The organism is Winkia sp. C0117E2, assembly GCF_056590455.1.
The window spans coordinates 161,015-181,771 of sequence record NZ_JBWPWD010000004.1; the positions used below are offsets into that span (position 1 = coordinate 161,015).

23 protein-coding genes and 5 tRNA genes are annotated in these 20,757 nt (G+C 59.0%); 7 read left to right on the top strand and 21 right to left on the bottom strand.

Annotated features, from left to right (window positions below):
* Nucleotides 1-20: 20 nt before the first annotated feature.
* The 3 genes from AC1EKG_RS06810 to AC1EKG_RS06820 form a co-directional block, all read right to left on the bottom strand.
* Complete coding sequence (locus AC1EKG_RS06810; protein WP_004807422.1) at nt 21-1,010, bottom strand: ribose-phosphate diphosphokinase; 990 nt, start codon at nt 1,008-1,010, stop codon at nt 21-23.
* A 38-nt stretch (nt 1,011-1,048) separates the two neighbouring features.
* Complete coding sequence (locus AC1EKG_RS06815; protein WP_481067791.1) at nt 1,049-1,807, bottom strand: sugar phosphate nucleotidyltransferase; 759 nt, start codon at nt 1,805-1,807, stop codon at nt 1,049-1,051.
* A 46-nt stretch (nt 1,808-1,853) separates the two neighbouring features.
* A tRNA-Gln gene (locus AC1EKG_RS06820) sits at nt 1,854-1,924 on the bottom strand.
* A 94-nt stretch (nt 1,925-2,018) separates the two neighbouring features.
* Between AC1EKG_RS06820 and AC1EKG_RS06825 the strand changes: the two genes are divergently transcribed.
* Entirely contained in the window at nt 2,019-2,627 is a 609-nt protein-coding gene (locus AC1EKG_RS06825; protein ID WP_040315344.1) for a TetR/AcrR family transcriptional regulator, read from the top strand.
* Here the strand turns inward: AC1EKG_RS06825 and AC1EKG_RS06830 are convergent.
* The 12 genes from AC1EKG_RS06830 to AC1EKG_RS06885 all read right to left on the bottom strand — a co-directional run bounded on the left by AC1EKG_RS06830 (nt 2,624) and on the right by AC1EKG_RS06885 (nt 11,158).
* Complete coding sequence (locus AC1EKG_RS06830) at nt 2,624-4,444, bottom strand: ABC-F family ATP-binding cassette domain-containing protein (protein ID WP_004807416.1); 1,821 nt, start codon at nt 4,442-4,444, stop codon at nt 2,624-2,626. The two genes, AC1EKG_RS06825 and AC1EKG_RS06830, sit on opposite strands and share 4 nt — an antisense overlap.
* Nucleotides 4,445-5,383, bottom strand: coding sequence for a GHMP family kinase ATP-binding protein (locus AC1EKG_RS06835; RefSeq protein ID WP_004807415.1), 939 nt, complete (start codon nt 5,381-5,383; stop codon nt 4,445-4,447).
* Complete coding sequence (rsmA, locus tag AC1EKG_RS06840) at nt 5,380-6,291, bottom strand: 16S rRNA (adenine(1518)-N(6)/adenine(1519)-N(6))-dimethyltransferase RsmA (protein WP_004807413.1); 912 nt, start codon at nt 6,289-6,291, stop codon at nt 5,380-5,382. The genes AC1EKG_RS06835 and rsmA overlap by 4 nt, the downstream gene beginning before the upstream one ends.
* A 104-nt stretch (nt 6,292-6,395) precedes the next feature.
* Complete coding sequence (gene rplL / locus AC1EKG_RS06845) at nt 6,396-6,779, bottom strand: 50S ribosomal protein L7/L12 (protein WP_004807411.1); 384 nt, start codon at nt 6,777-6,779, stop codon at nt 6,396-6,398.
* A gap of 78 nt (nt 6,780-6,857) precedes the next feature.
* Entirely contained in the window at nt 6,858-7,379 is a 522-nt protein-coding gene (gene rplJ, locus AC1EKG_RS06850) for a 50S ribosomal protein L10 (protein WP_004807409.1), read from the bottom strand.
* A gap of 91 nt (nt 7,380-7,470) precedes the next feature.
* Nucleotides 7,471-7,623, bottom strand: coding sequence for a hypothetical protein (locus AC1EKG_RS06855; protein ID WP_176744649.1), 153 nt, complete (start codon nt 7,621-7,623; stop codon nt 7,471-7,473).
* The gene (locus tag AC1EKG_RS06860) at nt 7,611-8,381 is read right to left on the bottom strand and encodes a TSUP family transporter (RefSeq protein ID WP_196793462.1); all 771 of its coding nucleotides are present in this window, start codon (nt 8,379-8,381) and stop codon (nt 7,611-7,613) included. The genes AC1EKG_RS06855 and AC1EKG_RS06860 overlap by 13 nt, the downstream gene beginning before the upstream one ends.
* A gap of 141 nt (nt 8,382-8,522) precedes the next feature.
* Nucleotides 8,523-9,233 (bottom strand): 50S ribosomal protein L1, encoded by a 711-nt coding sequence (gene rplA / locus AC1EKG_RS06865; RefSeq protein WP_004807404.1) that lies wholly within the window; start codon nt 9,231-9,233, stop codon nt 8,523-8,525.
* 76 nt (nt 9,234-9,309) lie between these two features.
* Nucleotides 9,310-9,744, bottom strand: coding sequence for a 50S ribosomal protein L11 (rplK, locus tag AC1EKG_RS06870; RefSeq protein ID WP_004807402.1), 435 nt, complete (start codon nt 9,742-9,744; stop codon nt 9,310-9,312).
* A gap of 151 nt (nt 9,745-9,895) precedes the next feature.
* The gene (gene nusG, locus AC1EKG_RS06875; protein WP_004807400.1) at nt 9,896-10,747 is read right to left on the bottom strand and encodes a transcription termination/antitermination protein NusG; all 852 of its coding nucleotides are present in this window, start codon (nt 10,745-10,747) and stop codon (nt 9,896-9,898) included.
* 19 nt (nt 10,748-10,766) lie between these two features.
* A complete protein-coding gene (secE, locus tag AC1EKG_RS06880) occupies nt 10,767-10,991 on the bottom strand; it encodes a preprotein translocase subunit SecE (protein WP_004807399.1) in 225 nt (74 codons plus the stop codon).
* 91 nt (nt 10,992-11,082) lie between these two features.
* A tRNA-Trp gene (locus tag AC1EKG_RS06885) sits at nt 11,083-11,158 on the bottom strand.
* A gap of 204 nt (nt 11,159-11,362) precedes the next feature.
* Between AC1EKG_RS06885 and AC1EKG_RS06890 the strand changes: the two genes are divergently transcribed.
* Genes AC1EKG_RS06890 through AC1EKG_RS06910 form a run of 5 tightly spaced genes read left to right on the top strand, consistent with a single transcriptional unit; the run spans nt 11,363 to nt 16,651 of the window.
* Nucleotides 11,363-12,571: a pyridoxal phosphate-dependent aminotransferase gene (locus AC1EKG_RS06890; RefSeq protein ID WP_004807398.1), complete on the top strand. Its 1,209-nt coding sequence runs from the start codon at nt 11,363-11,365 to the stop codon at nt 12,569-12,571.
* 8 nt (nt 12,572-12,579) lie between these two features.
* Complete coding sequence (locus AC1EKG_RS06895) at nt 12,580-12,720, top strand: hypothetical protein (protein ID WP_004807396.1); 141 nt, start codon at nt 12,580-12,582, stop codon at nt 12,718-12,720.
* A 3-nt stretch (nt 12,721-12,723) separates the two neighbouring features.
* A complete protein-coding gene (locus tag AC1EKG_RS06900; RefSeq protein WP_004807395.1) occupies nt 12,724-14,274 on the top strand; it encodes a sensor histidine kinase in 1,551 nt (516 codons plus the stop codon).
* The gene (locus tag AC1EKG_RS06905) at nt 14,271-14,942 is read left to right on the top strand and encodes a response regulator transcription factor (protein WP_004807393.1); all 672 of its coding nucleotides are present in this window, start codon (nt 14,271-14,273) and stop codon (nt 14,940-14,942) included. Before AC1EKG_RS06900 ends, AC1EKG_RS06905 begins: the two co-directional genes overlap by 4 nt.
* A gap of 41 nt (nt 14,943-14,983) precedes the next feature.
* Nucleotides 14,984-16,651 (top strand): alpha/beta hydrolase, encoded by a 1,668-nt coding sequence (locus AC1EKG_RS06910; RefSeq protein ID WP_004807391.1) that lies wholly within the window; start codon nt 14,984-14,986, stop codon nt 16,649-16,651.
* 2 nt (nt 16,652-16,653) lie between these two features.
* On the opposite strand, the gene AC1EKG_RS06915 is transcribed toward AC1EKG_RS06910, so the two are convergent.
* From AC1EKG_RS06915 to AC1EKG_RS06935, 5 genes are all read right to left on the bottom strand, one after another.
* A complete protein-coding gene (locus tag AC1EKG_RS06915) occupies nt 16,654-17,886 on the bottom strand; it encodes a UDP-N-acetylmuramate dehydrogenase (protein WP_004807389.1) in 1,233 nt (410 codons plus the stop codon).
* Between the two features lie 109 nt (nt 17,887-17,995).
* Entirely contained in the window at nt 17,996-18,166 is a 171-nt protein-coding gene (gene rpmG, locus AC1EKG_RS06920; RefSeq protein ID WP_004807388.1) for a 50S ribosomal protein L33, read from the bottom strand.
* A gap of 52 nt (nt 18,167-18,218) precedes the next feature.
* Nucleotides 18,219-18,292: transfer RNA gene (locus tag AC1EKG_RS06925), tRNA-Met, on the bottom strand.
* 21 nt (nt 18,293-18,313) lie between these two features.
* Nucleotides 18,314-18,386: transfer RNA gene (locus tag AC1EKG_RS06930), tRNA-Thr, on the bottom strand.
* 91 nt (nt 18,387-18,477) lie between these two features.
* Nucleotides 18,478-18,560, bottom strand: a tRNA-Tyr gene (locus AC1EKG_RS06935).
* 166 nt (nt 18,561-18,726) lie between these two features.
* Here AC1EKG_RS06935 and AC1EKG_RS06940 point away from each other — a divergent pair.
* On the top strand, nt 18,727-19,224 hold the full coding sequence (locus tag AC1EKG_RS06940) for a YajQ family cyclic di-GMP-binding protein (RefSeq protein ID WP_004807386.1): 498 nt from the start codon (nt 18,727-18,729) through the stop codon (nt 19,222-19,224).
* A 52-nt stretch (nt 19,225-19,276) separates the two neighbouring features.
* Here the strand turns inward: AC1EKG_RS06940 and AC1EKG_RS06945 are convergent, their stop codons facing one another.
* Nucleotides 19,277-20,719, bottom strand: coding sequence for an FAD-dependent oxidoreductase (locus tag AC1EKG_RS06945; protein WP_004807383.1), 1,443 nt, complete (start codon nt 20,717-20,719; stop codon nt 19,277-19,279).
* Nucleotides 20,720-20,757: the final 38 nt, after the last annotated feature.

Consider the following 20,757-nt stretch of genomic DNA (forward strand, 5'->3'; position numbering starts at 1 on the left):
GGGAGGGCAGCAACCTAAAACTAAGCTACGGGGCCGTCGAACAACGAGGTGACCGAACCGTCGTCGAAAACTTCCTTGATCGCACGCGCCAGCAACGGGGCAATCGACAGGACAGTGAGCTTGTCGAAACGCTTGGAGCCCTCGATCGGCAGGGTGTTGGTAACTACCACTTCGCGGGCGCCGCACTCAGATAGCCGCTGCGTAGCCGGATCCGACAGGATGCCGTGCGTAGCAGCAACGATCACATCTGCTGCACCGGAGGCCAGCAGCACCTTGACCGCCTCGGCGATGGTGCCGCCGGTATCGATCATGTCGTCGACCAGCACGCAGTGCTTGCCTTCGACCTCGCCTACAACTCGGTTAGCTACTGCATGATTCGGCTTGGTGGTGTCGCGAGTCTTGTGCACGAACGCCAACGAGCAACCGCCCAGGCGATTTGCCCACTTCTCGGCAACGCGAACGCGGCCGGCATCCGGGGACACAACGGTGATCTTATCCTTGTCGGCGCCAACGCGAGTCTTCACGTAGTCGACCAGTACGGGCATGGCATAGAGGTGGTCCAGCGGGCCGTTGAAGAAGCCCTGCGACTGCGAGGCGTGCAGATCCACCGACATGATGCGGTCGGCGCCTGCCGTCTTGAACAGGTCAGCGACCAGGCGGGCGGAAATAGGTTCGCGGCCCTGATGCTTCTTGTCCTGGCGGGCATAGGGGTAAGAGGGCGCCACCACGGTAATGCGCTTCGCGGAAGCACGCTTAAGGGCGTCAACCATGATCAGCTGCTCAACCAGCCACTTGTTCAAATCCTGGGTGTAGGACTGAATTACGAACGCGTCCGCACCGCGCACCGATTCGTTGAAACGAACGTAAATTTCCCCGTTCGCGAAGTCGTATGCCGTGGTGGGAAGCAGTTCAGTTTTCAGCTCCTTTGCCACTGCCTCCGCCAATTCCGGGTAAGCCCGTCCTGAAACAACTACTAGTCGTTTCTCGCCGGAGGAGATGATGCCTGTCATCGACTGGTCCCTTCTAAAGTTTTGTTGCCTTGCCCTGCCTAGCGGCGCGAACGCCGCTCCGCATAAATCTTAGCCAAAGCACCCAGCTGTTCGGGTGTATTGACGCCTTCTGCTTGGACCGAATCTGCAAGGATGTGGGCCGCCGCCCCCAATCCGTCTTTCACGGCGATTGCGACGGTATCCGTCAAGTAAACCTCGCCCTGGTCGTTATCCGTGTCCAAGTTCTGTAATGCGGCCTGAAGGAATTCGGCATCAAAAGCGTATATTCCCGCATTTATCTCGTTTATTACCAGCTGCGCGGAGCTGGCATCGCGGTGTTCTACGATTCCCTTCACATTGCCGTCTGCATCGCGCAGGATGCGTCCGTATCCGGTGGGGTCTGCGACTTTTGTGGAAAGCAGGGTAACCGCTGCGCCGGCCTCTTCATGGGCGGCAACCAAAGCGGAAAGCGTCTGCGATTCTAAGAGGGGCACGTCCCCCGAGGTGACCACGCAGGTACCGGTGACAGGTTTGGTTTCAGCAAGTTTTTCGAGGGCGCAGGCCACGGCTCGACCGGTGCCTGGGATTTCGTCTTGGTCGGCTACTACGGCCTCGGGTGCAATCTGGTTGATGTGTGCGACTACCTGGTCGCGCTCGTGGCGTACCACCACACAAAGTCGATCTGGATTGATTCCCTGGGCTGCGGCTACGGCATGTCCCAGCAGTGTTTTGTCACCCATTTCGTGGAGAACTTTTGGTAGGGCTGAGCGCATTCGTTTGCCCTGGCCGGCGGCCAAAATGATTACCGTGCGTTCCACGTTGTCCCCCGATTTTTTGCTTTGCAGCACCAGCATTTGCTGGCAGCTCCGCCCCCAGGACTCGAACCCGGACTGTAGGTACCAAAAACCCGCGTGCTGCCATTACACTAGGGCGGAATGGTTCAAGCATGCCATGTTTTTCTCTATAGTAAAAACTGCTGGACTAAAGTCACACTCTTGGGAGGGCGGAATTTTGGTGTCGAAGGCGCGCATGACCGGTCTGGAAAGGCGCGAACAACTTATCTCTATCGCCCGCCCCATTTTCGCCTCGCGCGGCTTTCAGGCCACCTCGGTAGAAGAGGTCGCTGCCGCGGCTAAGGTCTCCAAACCAGTTATCTACGAGCACTTCGGCGGCAAAGAAGGGCTGTACGCGGTGATCGTTGACCGCGAGGTCTCCTCTTTAACCAAAGCAATCATTGGGGCGCTAGAGTCTGCTACCTCGCCGCGGGCCATGGTCGAATCTTCCACCATCGCCCTACTCACCTACATTGAAGACAACGAGGACGGATTCCGCCTGCTGATGCGCGACTCACCAGTGTCGCAGTCGACCGGACCCTATTCTTCGATCATGGGAGACGTTGCGGTAAAGGCCGAGTACCTGCTGGCGCAAACCCTAGAGGCGGTGGGACTAGACCCCACACCCTCGCCAATGTACGCGCAAATGCTGGTCGGAATCGTCTCGCAGGTCGGCCAGTGGTGGTTAGAAGAGCGCAGCGCCGACAAACAGACCGTCGCCGCGCACGTCATCAACCTGGCCTGGTATGGGTTGCGCGGGATGCGCCCCGACCCGAAGCTGGTGACGGTAACTGAAACGGACTAGTTACCTTCGGCCTTCTCGGCAGCCTCCAACCACTCTTCTTCCAGCTGATCCTGGCCCGCCTGCATCTGCTGCAACTTCTTGTTGAGCTCGGCTAGCTTTGCCACGTCCTGCGGGGACAGAGAGGCCGACAAGGCAGCCATTTCCTGCTCCACCTTGGCTATTTGTGCGCGGGACTTATCCAGTTTTCGCTCTAGCGAACGCGCCTGTTTGCGTGCCGCGTACTGGGCTGCCGCATCCGTATTCTGCTTCTTCGGCGCGGGCGCCTGCTTTTCCACCTGCCCCTCGCGCATCGCCAAATACTGTTCCACTCCCCCTGGCAGATCCGCGAGCGCTCCCGAAGGTAGGAGTGCCATCTGGTGGTCGGTGGCTCGCTCGAGCAGGTAGCGATCGTGGGAAACCACTACTAGGGTGCCCGGGAAGGAGTCCAGCAGGTCCTCCATCTGGGCGAGCGTGTCAGTATCCAAGTCGTTAGTGGGCTCGTCCAGTAGCAGCACATTCGGTTCGGCCATCAGTAGTCGCATCAGCTGCAGGCGGCGGCGCTCCCCACCTGAAATTTCTGCGATGCGCGTCCAAGCCCGTTCCCTGGTAAAGCCCAGTCGCTCTACTAGCTGGGTGGCGGTTACTTCCTTGCCTGCCACTTGAATGGACTGTTTTACATCCGCTACTGCTTCGACCACGCGCCGCTCCGCCAACGCATCCAGTTCGTGGGTGGCCTGCGACAACGTGGCAAGCTGGACTGTTTTCCCGCGGCGAATGTGCCCACTGGTAGGTTCCAATTCGCCTCTAAGTAGCCGCAGCAAAGTGGTCTTCCCGGCGCCGTTCACGCCAACGATCCCTACGCGCTCCCCTGGAGCCAGCCGCCAGGTGACATCTTTGATGATCGGTTCGGAATCCGGGTAGGCGAACGACACGTCCTCTAGATCGATGACCCGCTTGCCCAGGCGGGAGGTGGCCATGGATACCAGCTCCACCTTGTCGCGGGGCGGCGGGACGTTCGCGATCAGTGCCTCGGCAGCCTCAATGCGAAATTTCGGTTTGGAAGTGCGGGCCGGGGCTCCTCGGCGCAACCATGCCAGCTCCTTGCGCAAGGCGTTCTGCCTCTTTTCAGCGGCAACCTGCGCCGAGTGAGCACGTTCCTCCCTGGCCAAAATGTAGGCGGCATAGGAGCCCTCGTAGATTTCTACGTGCCCGGGGATCTGCGGTTTACCGTAGCCCGGATCGACGCCGGGAACGACCTCCCAAATGTAGGAGCAGACAGCGTCTAGGAACCACCTATCGTGGGTGACTACCACCAGTGCTCCGGTATTGGAACGATGGTTGCGCAAGTACTGGGCCAGCCAAGCTACGCCCTCGACATCCAAATGGTTGGTCGGCTCGTCCAGCAGCAAAATCGTAGGCTTCGCTACGAGGGCGGCCGCTAGGCATACCCGGCGCCTTTGCCCGCCAGAAAGCTCCCCGGTGCGGGCCTGCAGCGAAATCCCAGAAAGTAGCCCCTCATGGATCGAGCGCACATCGGGATCAGAAGCCCACTTATATTCCGGGCTATCGCCATGCAATACCTCACGAACGCTCGCCTGCGGGTCGGGCTGGTCGACCTGGCCTACTAGGCGCAAGTCGACGCCCTCGGTAACGGTGCGCAGCCCCTGCTCCAGTTCCTGGGTTCCGGCAAGCAAGCGCAGCAGCGTAGATTTTCCAGCGCCGTTCGGGCCCAGCACGCCGATGCGGTCCCCATCGGCAATTCCAGCCGTAAAATCGGCGAGGATCTTGCGGGACCCCGCTAGCGTTCCTGCGTCTTGCACTCCTAATAAGTGAGCCATCTACTCCCTTTCAATCCTTGCGCCGCCAGCCGGACCAGTAATCACGACCACGCGTCCCACCTGGGGCAAAGATTCTAAAGCTGAACCAATCTTGCGGGCTTGCTCCCCATTTTCTGCCAGGGCCACTACTGTTGGGCCGGAACCGGATACCTGCGCCCCCAGTGCGCCGCTATCGCGGGCTACCTCAATCACCTGAGCCAGCGCGGGCCGTTCCGCCAATGCGGCCGGCTGTAGATCGTTGAACATCAGCTGCCCGAGTGGGCGGGGATCCGGATCCGCTAGCGCGCTCGCCAACTGTTCTTCGAGGGGACCTGCCGCGGTTCCCGGCAGCGCCCACGGCGGGGTGTGCGGCTGGCCCATCATGTCAAAACGGCGGAACACCGTGGGCGTGGACAGCCCCTGCCCCGCCGCGGACGCAAACACCCAATGTCGCGCGGCCGCCTGCCCAATCGGTTGTAGCCGATCCCCATAGCCGGTGCCGAGGGCGACATTCCCAGCCAGCGCAAAGGGCACATCGGCTCCCAGCTGCCGGGCTAGGTCCGAGTAATCCTGGTCAATGGCAAAGGTAGCTGCCGTTGCCACGAGCGCGGCGGCAGCATCGGCTGAACCGCCGGCCATTCCCCCGGCGACTGGCACTCGTTTGGTGATCCGCAGCTGTGCCGCCCCACGGATGCCCGCTTTTTGCAAGAGGGCCGAAGCAGCCCTGACAGCAAGGTTTTCCTGCGGGGCGAGGGCGGATAGTTCCGCGGGCAGCGGCATTTCATTTCCAGCACTGTCCACCATGGTGGTCTGCAGGCTCCACCTATCTGCAGGAATAACCTCAACTTCCTCGCGAAGGCCCACTGCCATGAACACTGTGCGCAGCGGATGGTAGCCCCGCTCGTCGGGGCTGGAGCAGGCAAGGGTGACGTTTAGTTTTCCGGGTGCGGAAGCCTTCACGAATCCGCCTCTTGCGAGATCTTCACAAAATCGGCAACGGTCAGGGTCTCTCCGCGCCGGGACGGGTCTATGCCCGTCTTCTCTAATACCTCTGCCGCCTTAGCTGCCGATCCGAAGTAGTTTTTGAGCGCTTGGCGCAGTGTCTTGCGCCGCTGGTTGAAGGCGGCATCTACCAGTGCAAACACTGCCGAGCGATCCGCCTTTGGACTGGGCTTGCGGCTGATCCGCACAAGGGCAGAATCCACGTTCGGCACGGGCCAAAATACGCCGCGGCCGACTGTTCCGGCACGCTCCACGTCCCCATACCAGGCAGCCTTCACCGAGGGCACCCCGTAGGTGCGGCTTCCCGGCCCGGCAGCGAGTCTATCTGCAACCTCTGCCTGGACCATTACCAACACGGTCTGCACCGTCGGCAACGCTTCAAGCAGCGTGAGCAGTACAGGCACCGCCACGTTATAGGGCAGGTTCGCCACGATGTACGTGGGCGGCTCATCAAATATTTCCGAGGGCGCATCCCCCACCGGCACAGCCGCCGACAGTTTCTGTGGCTCGGTTACTTCCATGGCATCCGAGCGCAGGATGCGCAGCCTGTCAGCCGCCTCCTTTTGCCGGGCCAAGACCGTCTGCGGCAACGCGGTAGCAAGGCGGGCATCGATTTCCACTGCTGTAACCGCGGCTCCGGCCTCGAGCAGCGCCAGTGTCAAGGAGCCCAGGCCCGGACCAACCTCGAGCACGTGCATCCCAGCTACGTCACCTGCCGCACGCACGATCTTACGTACGGTGGAGGCATCGTGAACAAAATTTTGTCCCAACACTTTGGTTGGTTGCACGCCCAAGGCGGCACAGATGTCACGTACTTCTGCGGGCCCCAGCAGGCCGGCTTCTAGGGAAGAGTTGTTCACATGCATAAGGTTACACGCCGCCTTACCAGCAAAGAAAAGTCACGGTTAACGCAAGGCGGCACCCTGCCAAAGCAGGGTGCCAACCAGAACGCTTGCAGTTTTTAGGAAAACTACTTCAGGGTGACGGTGCCGCCAGCCTCTTCCAGAGCAGCCTTGAGCTCTTCAGCCTTGTCCTTCGGGGCGCCTTCCAGGATGGCCTTAGGAGCGGAGTCAACCAGGTCCTTGGCTTCCTTCAGGCCGAGCGAAGTAGCGGCGCGAACAGCCTTGATGACGGCGATCTTCTTGTCGCCAGCGGATTCGAGGACGACGTCGAATTCGGTCTTCTCTTCGGCTGCGGGGGCATCGCCTGCACCCGGAGCAGCAACGGCAACGGCGGCCGGAGCAGCAGCTTCAACATCGAATTCTTCTTCGAACTTCTTGACGAATTCGGAGATTTCGATGAGGGTCATTTCCTTGAAAGCATCGAGTAGCTCGTCGGTAGTGAGCTTAGCCATTTTGGCATCCTTTCGGTTTGTCCTGCTTCGCGAGCAGAGGTTTTCTTTTTTGACCTATTCAGGTCGGGGTGTAGCAGACTAGGCTGCCTTTTCCTGCTTCTCGCGCAGGGCATCGATGGTGCGCACCGTCTTGAGGGCGGGCGCGTTGAAGACTTGCGCAGCCTTGGCGATAGGAGCCTTGAGGACCCCGGCAGCCTTGGCCAGCAGAACCTCGCGAGACTCGAGGTCAGCGAGCTTCTTGACGTCTTCAACAGTAAGAGCAGCGCCATCCATGACACCGTTCTTGATTACGAGTGCTTCGTTTTCCTTCGCGAAGTCACGCAGTGCCTTTGCCGCATCTACGGCTTCACCGCTGACGAAAGCAATAGCGGTCGGACCAACCAGATCCTCGCTAAGGCCTTCCACGCCAGCATTCTTGGCTGCGATACGGGCAAGCGTGTTCTTCACGACGGAGTAGGTAGCAATACCAGTAAGCGAGCGGCGCAGCGTCTTGAGCTGCTCCACGGAAAGCCCACGGTATTCCGTCAGCAGCACCGCGTTAGAGGAACGGAACAGTTCCTCTAGTTCGGCGATTGCCGCAGACTTTTCAGGCCTTGCCATAGGCCCTCCTTCCGATCGTGCCACAGGCCGGAGTTCGGGGGTAAAAGAAAAACCCCGGGCATAGGCGCCGGGGGCAAATAACTGCAGTAAGCTATGTTGCTTCTAGGTCACCTACGCCGGCTCCATCCGGATTTGAGTCCACGCTTTGCGGACACCTGCGGTCTTGGGCAGTTATTAGGGTAGCAGCTTGACCTACCTCTTCCAAGGAGTAGGGCTTCTTTGTGCGCAAGGCTACATTAGCCACTGTTGGTAGCCGAGATAGCAGGACATGACTATGACCATGGTTAGCAGCGCAAAACGGATCAGCCTGGTGCCGCCTTTCACTACCGTGCGCGCGCCAATTTGGGCGCCGATGACGTTGGCCACGGCCAAGGTGAGCCCCAGCGTCCACCAGATGTGCCCGGCGAGGGCAAAAACGATTAGTCCCCCGATGTTGGTGCAGGTGTTTACAACCTTAGCTAGCGCGGCAGACTTCAGGAAGCTCTGGCTGAGCAGAGCGGTGAAACCCATGATTAGGAACATGCCGGTTCCGGGACCAAAAAGCCCGTCGTAGGCGCCTACTACGCCTACCAGCACTAGGGCGAGGACGCGACCTTTCTTGCTCGCCTTCCTAGCGCCTTCTATCTCTTTTCCGAAGGAGGGCTTCAGTGCCACGAAAGTGCCTGAAGCCAGCAATAGCACAATAACTATGGGCCGCATGTAGTCGGAGTTGATAGCGGAAGCTGCGGCCGCCCCAATCCCAGAGCAAATCAGGGCAATCGGCACGTATTTGATCAACTGCTGCCTGGAAACCCCCACGTTGCGCGTCAGGGACACCGCCGCCGAGGCGGTGCCGCACACGGCCGCCAGCTTATTCGACGCCAATGCCACCGCCGGTGCCAGCTGCGGCATGGCAGACATGATCAGCGGTATCAGCACCAGCCCACCGCCACCGATTAGCGCGTCTATCCAACCGGCTACAGCCGATCCTGCCAACATAAGGGCCCACAGCGAAATACTCACGGCCACACATCATACGGCAGTACCTAACTTAGGGGAAACCCTACCCGGTAAGAGCTCTCGGCAGATTCGATAGATAGAAGAACCCATAGATATACGAATGCCCCGGAGGCTAGCTCCGGGGCATTCTTCAGCTAGTTAGGCTCAGTGAGCGTCGCCTAGCAGGTCGCGAGTTAGCGAAGCATCAAGCGGGATACCGGGGCCCATGGTGGTGGACACGGTGGCCTTGATGATGTAACGGCCCTTGGAGGAGGCCGGCTTCGCGCGCAGGATTTCATCCAGCACGGTCGCGTAGTTCTCGGTCAGCTGCTCGGCGGTGAAGGAGACCTTGCCGATTGCGAATGCCAGGTTGGAGTGCTTGTCAACGCGGTATTCGATACGGCCAGCCTTAATTTCCTTGACAGCCTTCTCGACATTCATGGTGACAGTGCCGGTCTTCGGGTTAGGCATGAGCCCACGCGGACCAAGCACGCGGCCTAGGCGGCCGACCTTGCCCATCATGTCGGGAGTGGCAACAGCGACGTCAAAATCGGTGTAGCCCTTCTGAACCTTTTCGATAAGTTCTTCTGCGCCAACTTCGTCGGCGCCGGCATCGATAGCCTGCTGCGCACGCTCGCCAGCAGCAAAGACCAGGACCCGCTGGGTCTTGCCAGTGCCGTGCGGCAGGGACACAGTGCCGCGAACCGCCTGGTCAGCCTTGCGCGGGTCAACACCTAAACGCATGACAACTTCGACGGTCGCATCGAACTTAGTGGTGGACGTTTCTTTAGCCAGCTTCATGGCCTCGAGGGGGGCGTACAGCTCTCCCTTGTGGACCTTCTCAGCTGCGGAACGGTAGCTCTTAGAGCGTTTCATTCTGCTTCTCCTTGCAGTTGTGGTGAACGAGGTGCTCTACCTCTTCCACTCCCCTTTACGGGATCTTTCAGTGGGGCTACTTACCTTCGACGGTGATGCCCATGGAACGAGCGGTGCCAGCAATGATCTTGCATGCGGCATCCAGATCGTTTGCGTTCAGGTCTTCCTTCTTGGTCTGGGCAATTTCCCGGATCTGATCCATGGTGACCTTGCCCACCTTGACAGTGTTCGGGGTGCCCGAACCCTTGTCGAGGCCCGCAGCCTTCTTGATCATCTGGGAAGCCGGCGGGGTCTTGGTGATGAACGTGAACGAGCGATCCTCGTAAACGGTGATTTCGACGGGAACGATGTTGCCACGGAGAGATTCAGTAGCGGCGTTATAGGCCTTGCAGAATTCCATGATGTTCACGCCGTGCTGGCCTAGGGCCGGGCCGACGGGAGGAGCCGGGTTTGCGGCGCCTGCCTGGATCTGCAGTTTGATCAGGCCGACAACCTTCTTCTTAGGTGCCATTTTGGGTCCTTCTCAATCTGATTGCGTAAAGCGGGTTGCCCCGCTTCATGTGATTACAATTCGTGCCCTGGCGATGGGCACAAACACCGATCTTAGCGCCCGAGGGCGCCAAAATGCGACTTGCGTGAGTGAGTTCACGCAAAGACTTGGGTTAGGCCGACTTCATTACCTGGTTGAAGCCAAGCTCGACAGGGGTCTCGCGTTCGAAGATTACAACGAGCACCTTGAGCTTCTGGTTTTCGGGCATGATCTCGGAAATAGTGCCCTGCATGGTGGCGAATGGCCCGTCGATAACGGTGACGGATTCGCCAACTTCGTAGTCGACCTTGATGGGAAGGGGTTCTTCCTTCTTAGGCTTGGCCTGGCCGGCCTCGAATTCGGCGGCAGCCTGGGACTCGGGTGTAGGCGCGAGCAGGTTCACGGCCTCGTCAAGCATGAGCGGCACCGGAGCCTGGCGATCCCCCACGAATCCAGTAACGGCCGGAGTGTCTTTAACTACGCGCCATGCGTCGGGGTTTTCCTCGACCAATTCCATACGCACGAGGGCGTAGCCCGGGATACGAACCCGGTCAACCACCTTGCGGTTGGTGTTCTTGATCTCGATGACCTTCTCCATGGGTACTTCCACCTGGTAGATGAAATCTTCCATGTTGAAAGTCTGGATACGCTGCTCCAGGTTTGCCTTCACGCGGCGTTCGTAACCGGAGTAGGTGTGCAGCACGTACCAGTAACCGGGCAGGAATTCGAGCTCTTCACGCAGCTGCTTGGCAGCCTCGGCTGCATCCTGGCTGGCGTCGGCAGGAGCCTGCTCTTCAGCCTGAGCAGGAGCCTCTTCGACCTCTTCCGAAACCGGAGCCTCTTCTTCGCCCTCTGCGGCAGGAGCTGGCGCGTCCTCTTCGGCCTGGACCGGAGCTTCCACCTGAGCTTCTTCTGCCGGGGCCTGCTCGACCTGGTCTACCTGCGAAACGGTCTCCTCTTCGGGAACTTCGTTTTCTACTGACACGAAATTACACTCCTAGACGCTAAAAGATAAGCTTTACGAGGGCGGAAAATCCGAAGTCTACCAGGGCAATGAACGCCATAATCGAGACGACGAAGATGATTACTACCAGGAAGTACGTCCACAGCTCCTCGCGAGAGGGGTAGACAACCTTCTTGAGTTCTGCAATAACCTGGCGAAGGAACAGCGCAATACGGGCGAAGATTCCCGTCTTCTGCTGCTCGGTCCCCTTAGCTGTTTCGGCCACGTTCACCTCACTGGTATCGACTCCGCTATACAGGTGGGAGCCGGATTTTCACTTTCCAACTGCTCCCAGCTTACCCGGGAACCTGCCTGAGTGGCAGGGCAGGAGGGACTCGAACCCACAACCGCCGGTTTTGGAGACCGGTGCGCTACCAATTGCGCCACTGCCCTATTAGTCAGCCTTACGTAACTAACTAGCTCGTTTACTCTAGCTGAGTGGTAGCCTCTATTCAAAATCCCTACGGTAAACTGTGACCTTTCCCCTACCAGGCGGCAGCGCAAAAGTAAATTTTGCCCAAAATATTCTCACTGAGAACGCAAAGACCAATATTGCGCACCAGGTGGACAGATTAGATTCGTGGCAGAATGAGGGACATGGCAAACGTAACCTCCCGCGTCTCCAAACGGATTGGCGCCATCGCCACCTCTGCCACCTTGGCAGTATCTAACAAGGCGAAAGAACTAAAGGCCCAGGGCAAGCCCGTCATCGGCTTCGGCGCTGGCGAACCAGATTTCCCCACCCCCGACTACATTGTCGAAGCGGCTGTGGCTGCCGCTAAGGATCCCGAAAACCACAAGTACTCGCCCGGCCGCGGCCTTCCAGAGCTCAGGGAAGCTATTGCGAAAAAGACCTTGCGCGACTCTGGATACGAGGTGGACCCGGCAAACGTTCTAGTCACCAACGGCGCCAAACAGGCCGTCACCCAAACCTTCGCCACCCTGCTGGACCCGGGCGACGAAGTGCTAATGCCCACTCCCTACTGGACGACCTACCCCGAAGTAATCAGTCTTTCCGGGGGCGTCACTGTTCCCGTGTTCGCAGATGCTGAGCAGAACTTCAAGATCACCGTTGCCCAGCTGGAAGAAAAGCGGACAGACAAAACCAAAGCCGTACTGATATGTAGCCCAACCAACCCGACCGGCGCTGTCTACACTCCTGCCGAACTGCGTAAAATCGGCCAGTGGGCGCTCGAAAAGGGAGTATGGGTAATCGCAGACGAGATCTACGAACACCTGCTCTACGACGGCGCCGAACCGGCACACATCGTAAAAGAGGTGCCCGAGCTCGCCGACCAAACGGTAGTGATCAACGGCGTCGCCAAGACCTACGCGATGACCGGATGGCGCGTCGGCTGGATGATTGGCCCCAAGGATGTAATCACCGCCGCAGCCAACCTGCAGTCGCACCTGACCTCAAACGTGTGCAACGTGGCTCAGCGCGCCGCCCTCGAAGCGGTTTCTGGACCACTTACCGCGGTCGAAGAGATGCGGGAGGCATTTGATAGGCGCCGGCGCACCATGGTGAAGATGCTGAACCAGATCGACGGCTTCACCGTGCCCACCCCGCAGGGAGCCTTCTACGTCTACGCCTCCGTTAAAGACGTGTTGGGTCGCGAGATTGCTGGCCAGGTGGCCCACACCTCCGCCGAACTCGCCCAGATTATTTTGCACGAGGCTGAAGTAGCCGCCGTTCCCGGCGAAGCCTTTGGCCCCTCCGGCTACCTGCGCTTCTCCTACGCCCTCGGCGACGAGGACCTGGTAGAAGGCATTTCTAGAGTGCAAAAGCTGATCGGCACTAAGTAAGGAAACTCTTGAGGGTACGCACTGCAGCGGCGATCGCCACCATCCTGGTGACGGTCGCGCTGTGCGTACTCGGATTCACCTACGCAGATATTCGCAACCCTGACCCGCGCGACGAGGGCCAGATCATCGTCATCGACCGGGCGGAATAGTAAGTGAGCCACAAGCCCCGCACGCTGCGCCCTCCCCGCCCTCTAAGTAACTTCCGCTCCCGCATCACCACCCTGACCGTGTCAGTGGCAACGGTGTGCGTGGCATTTCTTGGGCTAACCCTGATGCTTTCGGCTATGGCCACCGCGTCCTCGCGGGAATTCCAAAACGCCGACACCTTCAGCGAATCAGTCCACACCTTCCTAGACGACGCCAAATTCCCGGGCACTTCCAATGCCGTCTACGGCTACCTCTCTAGGCGAAACCCCTTCGACTACTCTGCCTACTTGGGCTTTTACAACGGCGCCTTGGACGCTCACCAAGGCAAATGGGGTATCCCCGCCTACACCGACAAACAGTTGCTGGCAGCTCTTCACGACTACCTGCCCGCCCGGCGCGGCACCACGCAAGTCGTAAAGACCACTCGCACCCAGTACCTAGTTACCGTGCTGCCGCTGCAGGTAAAAGGCGACCAGCCCGGCGCCCTCGTGCTGGTCCAAGACCGCAACGCTCGCCTGTGGGAATCCCTCAAATTCCTCTGGTTGTACTGTGGCTTCGCAGCTCTTTCGATCATCCTGCTCTATATCGGCACCAGAATCATGGCCGGGGTCATGCTGGGTTCGCTGGAACAGATGGTGAAGGTCTCGCAGGCAACAGACAAGGACGACCTGACCCAGCGCATGCCCGTCTCTTCAACCACCGAACTGTCCATCGTGGCCTCCTCGTTCAACCAGATGCTTGACCGACTCGAGACCTCGCTGGAATCGCAGCGCAACCTGATGGACGACGTGGGCCATGAATTGCGTACCCCCATCACCGTTGTTTCGGGACACCTGCAAGTTATGAATTCGCACGACCCGGCGCAGATCGAGCGGGTGAAGGAGCTCGCCCTCGAAGAACTATCCCGCATGGAGCGCCTGACTAACGACGTGACCACCATGGCCGCAGCCGGGCGGACGGGCTATTTCAAATCCGAACCAATAGACATGTTCGACCTGGCTATGAACGTCTATCAGGGCGCCAAAGTGCTCGGAAAACGCAAGTGGAAGCTTGGCGAAATCACCCCCTTGGTCTACATCGGCGACGGGCAACGCATCCAGCAGGCATGGATGGCTCTGGTATCGAACGCGGTGAAGTACTCCGAAGACAGCTCCACCATAGAAATCGGTCTCACCACTTCCTCTTGCCCCCCACTTTTGGATGAATCAGGCCAGGAAATCTCCACTAAGGTCATAAGGCGTTCGAATTCCAAGAACGGGGCAAACCCCACCTGGCCGACACATGTGCACGAAAATTGTGGAATAATGCGACTTTGGGTCCGTGATAATGGCATCGGCATCCCAGAAGACTCGCAGAGCCGCGTTTTCGAACGCTACATGCGAGCCGATTCGTCGAGGCCAGGATCTGGGCTCGGGCTAGCCGTCGTAACTGCTATTGCTACTGCACACGGGGGCTTCCTTGAGCTTCGCTCCAGGGAAGGGGCCGGGTCAGTCTTTGCAATCGCATTGCCTACCGACACGTCAACCGCCGACATTGAAGGGAACGAGGACGAGTGAGCAAAATACTCGTTGTAGAAGATGAAGCAGGCATTTCTTCCTTCATCGCCCAGGGCCTTGCCGAAGAGGGCATGGAGGCCGTAGTCGCCGCAACCGGCAGCGCTGCCGTGGAGCAGGTACTGGAATCTGAATTCGACCTGGTCATCCTCGACATCGGCCTGCCCGATATGGACGGCTTCGAGGTACTCAAACAGATCCGCGGGCAGGGTGCCTCTATGCCCGTAATCATTCTGACCGCCCGTTCCTCGGTAGAAGATACGGTTGCTGGGCTCGAGGGCGGGGCAGACGACTACATGCCGAAGCCTTTCCGCTTCGAGGAGCTGGTGGCCCGCATCAAACTGCGCATCAAGCAGTCCGGGGGCGGTTCGGATAAGCCTTCCCACATTATTCAGGTGGGCAACCTGGAATTGGATACCAGGCGGCGGCAGGCTGTGGTCGATTCCAAGCCGGTGGAGCTCTCCTCACGCGAATTCACCATGCTGCGCGCATTCATGGAACACCCCGACCAGGTGCTTTCGCGCAGTCAACTCTTAGAAATGGTGTGGGGCTACGGGTTTGACCCGGGTTCCAACGTGATTGACGTCTACGTTCGCTATCTGCGCCGCAAGATCGGTGCGAAGCGCATTGTTACCGTCCGCGGGATGGGCTACCGACTCGCGACTATCTAAGAAGTTAGCTACAGCCTGCATTAGTTGGGTAGGCTGGAAAAATGATAAGCAAGCGTCGCCATAAAGTAGTACTTGATTCGTGGGTAGTAGACCATGCCAACGAGCAGGCGGGCACCTCTATGGTTTCTGTGCGCCGCATCGACGGAGTATTCGTCCGCTACCACCTAATTGCTGCTAAGGAACGCAAGGTGGGATTGCCTACCTTCGTGCTTATTCACGGAATTGGCGTGTCTGCCAGGTATTTTGTGCCGCTTGCACATGAGCTGTCCAAGTATGGGGACGCGATCCTGTTTGATCTTCCCGGATTTGGTGGTCTGCCCAAGCCGAACGAACCTATGAATATCAAGGCGTTCGCGCGCACGGTCGCGCGGACGCTTACGACTCTGGCTAAAGAGGGCCGCTTGTCCGGGCAGGTCATTGTGCTGGGCCATTCGATGGGCGCGCAGGTGGCTATGGAACTGGCGCACATCGAACCGACACTGATCGATGGGGTCATGCTTCAGGGGGCTCCGGTCAATGCGCGCGAACGGTCTCTGCACGAGGCGGCACTGCGCTTCCTTCAGTCCAGCGCTCACGAGCCAATCAAACTGGGCCTCATTGCTGCCCGCGCCTACCTGCTCAGCGGGGTGGCCTGGTTCTTAGAGACCCTGCCGGCCATGATGCACTTCGCCATAGAGGACCGAATCGAAGAATATAGGGGCGACCTGGTCATCTCTAGAGGCGAATACGATTCCATTGCCCCGCGCAGGTGGCTCGCAGAACTGTGTACTTCCCGGGGGCAGGACGGACGCACTCGGTTGGTAGAGGTCTCCGGTGGAGCCCACTCTGTCATCTACAAGTATGCGGACGTAGTTGCCGACGAGCTTGCCCAACTGGGAAAGGTCAAGAAGAGGGCGGACAAGTGGGCCACAGATTCGCCCTCGCCCTGGATCCAGCTGCGCGTAGGTGAATACGAGATTACCGAGGACGGGGAACTACCACCCCTGCACCGGCTCCGCCAGGCAATCGAGATGATCACCGACTACACGCTGGGAGCCTTCATTGCCGTGCCAAGGGCCATTGCAGCCGATTTTTCGGATGATGACGAGGTAGCCAAAACCACCTCCAAGATCCCTTTGCGCGGACCCTTGTCAGGGCTGGAATGCTGGACGATTCCGGGCGTGTGGGAACAGCCCATGGCCATGTCCGCAATTGCGGAAGACATTGTGGCCCGCGGCGGCGGAGTGAGGATGCTACCCAGACTGGGAAACATGATGGGGCCCGTACCAGAGCTCGCCAAAATCGTCGAGGACCGGTTAGAGGAGCGGGATGCTAAAGACGTGGTGCTGGTTGCTCACTCTAAAGGTGGCCTGGTAGGTAGGCGGGTCATGGCAGGCCCGCAGGGGCACCGCGTAAAAGCCATGGTCACCCTTGGGACACCTTTCGAAGGCAGTCCCCTGGCAAACGGGATACTTGGGAGGGCTTCCCACACCTCCGACCTGCGGCCAAGCGCTGCCGAAGCAGAATGGCAAAGCCAGCGACTCCCCCAGGTAGATGAACGCATCACTACCATCAGCGCCCGGTGGGACGAACACGTGCCCCGCACGAAGCTGGCTGGCGCCCACAACCTCGTCTCAAAAGCTGTGGGACATATGCGCCTGCTAACATCCGAGGATTCGAGGGCGATGCTCATGAAAGTGCTCACCGGCATCGCTACCCCGCGCAGCTGAAACTACAGGTCTACTCCAACAGCAACCGGTTCCGGCACCAAGTTAACGCCGTAGGTCTTGCGGACCTGGTCGCGCACGTACTCGCTGAGACGGGCAATATCTGCTCCCGTCGCGCCCCCGCGGTTAGTTAGGGCCAATACGTGTTTGCTAGAGATAGCTGCCCTGCCATTAGAACCGGGGGCTACACTTCCCTTCGCCACTCCAGCGTGGTCAATGAGCCAAGCCGCCGAGGACTTGACCAGCCCTTCCACAGTTGGCCCCTGCCCGCTGACAGGGCTAATCAAAGAATGGTCCTGCACAGCAAAACGCGGCGCTTCTTCTGGCAGCGTCTTCGCCTGCTCGGCAGACATAATCGGGTTGGTAAAGAACGACCCTGCACTTACGGAATCCGGGTCCGCAGGATCTAGCACCATCCCCTTGGAACGGCGCAACTCCAGCACTGCTTCCCGCAAGCGAATCGCCGGCACCCGGTCTCCGACCTCGACCCCCAGGTGTCCAGCAAGCTGGCCATAGCGGATCGGCGCGGAACGGGTGGCATGCTGCATCTGGAATTGCACCTCTAAGACCACGTACCGGCCAGTGGGGCCCCAGGTGCGCCCTCCTCCGGCCTCAGGATCGGTTAGGGAACGCTTCAGCACCGAAGTACGGTAGCCCAACTTTAGGTCAGCTAGCGGCAGCACCCGGCGGACACTGCGGGCACGATCCCACACGGTTACCAAGGCCAGGATGTCCGCTGCCTCTGCCCCGTAGGCGCCAATATTTTGCACTGGAGCTGCTCCTACTGAGCCGGGGATGCCCGACATGGCTTCTGCGCCAGCCCAACCCCGCGAAACGGCCTCGCAGACAAAGTCGTCCCACGGGTGACCGCCGACCACCGAAACGGTGGCACCACCGCAAGCAGATTCGTCCGGCACGGTAATGCCACGGCGATCATCAATCAGGACAACTCCCTCAAAGGGCTCATCGCCGGCAACAATATTCGAACCGCCCCCAACAACGAGCAACGGCTGTTCGGCAGCGTCAGCCGCCTGCACAGTGTCTATTATCTGTTCTTCGGTGTCCGCGACCACCAGTTCGGCGATAGGCCCGCCAACGCCCATTGTCGTTAGGTCTGCTAGGGCAGCACTGCCCGCCTCAACCGCCTTCTGCCTACCAGCTGCGCACCATGGCACAGGAGCAGGGCGCTCCGTTTCTTGAACAGATGGGATGGGGCCACACGAATCAACAAATTCCATGCTTCAACCTTACAGGGATAAACCGGCAGCATCGCACCCCATGGGCGCCTGCTCACCAATGCAAAAACTCCTCGCCGAATCGGCGAGGAGTTTCTGAAAAGCTTTTTACTTAGCGCGTTTCGCGGTGCGTAGTGGCCTTGCGGCAACGCGGGCAGAACTTGGAAAGTTCTAGGCGATCCGGCGTGTTACGACGGTTCTTCTTGGTGATGTAGTTGCGCTCTTTACACTCCGTGCAGGCCAGAGTGATCTTAGGGCGCACGTCCGATGACTTGCTTGCCACGATTCATTCCTCTTTTCGCTTGACCGCCGGAGCGGATGGCTAACTTTTATAGTAGCGAGGGGGAGACTCGAACTCCCGACCTCACGATTATGAGTCGTGCGCTCTGACCGGCTGAGCTACCTCGCCACTGGTTCTAAAAAGAACCTGAGCCCCGAACGAGATTTGAACTCGTGACCTCATCCTTACCAAGGATGCGCTCTACCGCCTGAGCTATCGGGGCAACAGTGAACAAGCTTAGCCTGCCAACCTTGCAAGAGCAAGACCGGGCCTTGCGAGGCTCGTCACACAAATCAGCAGCTAGCTGCTGACCGTGGCGGGTGAGGGATTCGAACCCCCGAAGGCGAAAGCCATCTGATTTACAGTCAGGTCCATTTGGCCGCTTTGGTAACCCGCCGAAGCGATTTTCACGCTTGCGCCGTAACGAACGGTGCCCCGAAAGAATAGCAAAGTTAAACCCCTAAACGCTAATCTCCAGGACGTGACAGTTGCCACTGTCGAAATAAAAGGGTAATTTGCAGTTCAAAACTAGGCTTATCTTACAGCTAGATTAGGAGGAAGTTATGGCTGGTCAGTCCTCATTTGATGTGGTCTCAAAGGTAGACCGACAGGAAGTAGATAACGCGGTCAACCAGTGCGCAAAAGAGGTGGCAAACCGCTACGACTTTAGGGGCGTGGACGCCCTCGTGAAGCTGAATGGGGACACGATCACCCTGGAAGCAAATACCGCCGAGCGAGTAGCTGCGATCATCGACATTCTAGAGTCGAAGCTGTTCCGCCGCGGCGTCTCGCTCAAGGCAGTCGACTTTGGCGACAAGGAAGCAAAACCGTCCGGAAAGATCTACCGGCTCACCGGCTCACTTCGCGAAGGCATCCCCCAGGACGTTGCTAAGAAGCTGTCAAAGCTAATCCGCGACGAGGGCCCCAAATCCGTAAAGGCCCAGATCCAAAGTGACGAGCTTCGCGTTTCCTCGAAGTCTCGTGACGACCTCCAGGCAACCATCGCGCTCCTAAAAGGAGCCGACGTTGAAGTTGCACTGCAGTTCGTGAACTACCGATAAAACAGAACAGGCCCGGGTCACTGCCCAGGCCTGTTCTTTACGCTATCTGGTGTTACTTGTCGATATCGCCGATCAGATCTAGCACCTCGTCCTTCGAGAGCTCATCGCGCGAAATGCGGGTCATAGCTTCCCTAGAGACGACCTTGACGCGTTCACGCGCTCCCCTGCCGCCCTCGACTTCGCCAAAGTCCTTGCCTAGCTGCTCCTCGTAAGCGTTCAGCAGCTCCCAGCCCTGCCAGGTGGTGAAGCGGACATTGCGGTCCTCGAGCAGGTGCACCATGGCGTCATGGCCAACCGCCTTCTCGTCTCCGGCATGCAGCTTGCCCTCGTTGAAATCTTCCACAAGATGCGAGATGGTCTGTTGCGCATCCGACTTGGTGGAACCGATCAGCCCAACCGGGCCACGCTTTACCCAACCGGTAGCGTAAATGCCCGGCAGCGCCTGCCCGTCGGCTCCAATGACGCGCCCTTCCACGTTCGGAATAATCCCGCGCACCTGATCGAAGGGCAGCCCCTCGATCGGGGAAGAGAAGTAGCCCACTGCCCGGTATACGGCCTGGACCGGCCAGTCGGTGAATTCGCCAGTGCCCGACACCGTGCCGTCGCCGTTCAACTTGGTACGTTCGGTACGGAACGCCTTCACGTTGCCGTCCTCGTCCGCCAGAATCTCGGAGGGGGCTTCGAACAGGTGAATGTGGATGCGCCTGGAAGCGGTATGCTCCGATGGATCCGTCATCGCGTAGTTAGTAAGGGTCTTTACCACCTGGCGGGCCTGGTTAGAGGCCTTCAACTGCTGCTGCGAGCCCTCGTCGAAGTCAAAGTCCTTCTCGTCAACAATCACGTCCACGTCAGGCTGCTTGCCCAGCTCGCGCAGCTCCAAAGGAGTGAACTTCACCTGCGCGGGACCGCGCCGCCCAAACACGTGCACAGTCTTGACCGGGTTCTTCTTCAGCCCCTCATAAACATTTTCGGGGATCTCGGTTACCAGCATGTCCTCGGCATGCTTGGCAAGCACGCGAGCCACGTCGAGGGCGACGTTGCCAACACCGATGACCGCGATCTCTTCGGCCTCAAGCGGCCACTGGCGCGGGTAATCCGGATTGCCGTCATACCAGGACACAAAATCTGCGGCACCATAGGACTGCGGCAGATCCACGCCGGGAATATCCAGCGGGCGATCGCGGTCAGAACCGGTAGCCATGATCACCGCGTCGTAGTGTTCCTGCAGGTCCTGCACGGTTACGTCCTCGCCAATGTTGACGTTGGCGAACATGCGAATGTCTCCCCGCTGCAGAATCCGGAACAGAGCCAGGATGATCTGCTTGATGCGCGGGTGGTCAGGAGCCACCCCGTAGCGAACCAGCCCGTAGGGGGCGGGAAGGCGTTCAAACAAGTCGATCTGTACGTCTAACCCGGACTTGGCCAGGATGTCAGAGGCATAGATGCCGGCCGGGCCGGCGCCAATTACAGCAACGCTTAGCGGACGCTCACTCATACGAGCCTTTCGATAGATATGTCTTGCTTATTTCACTA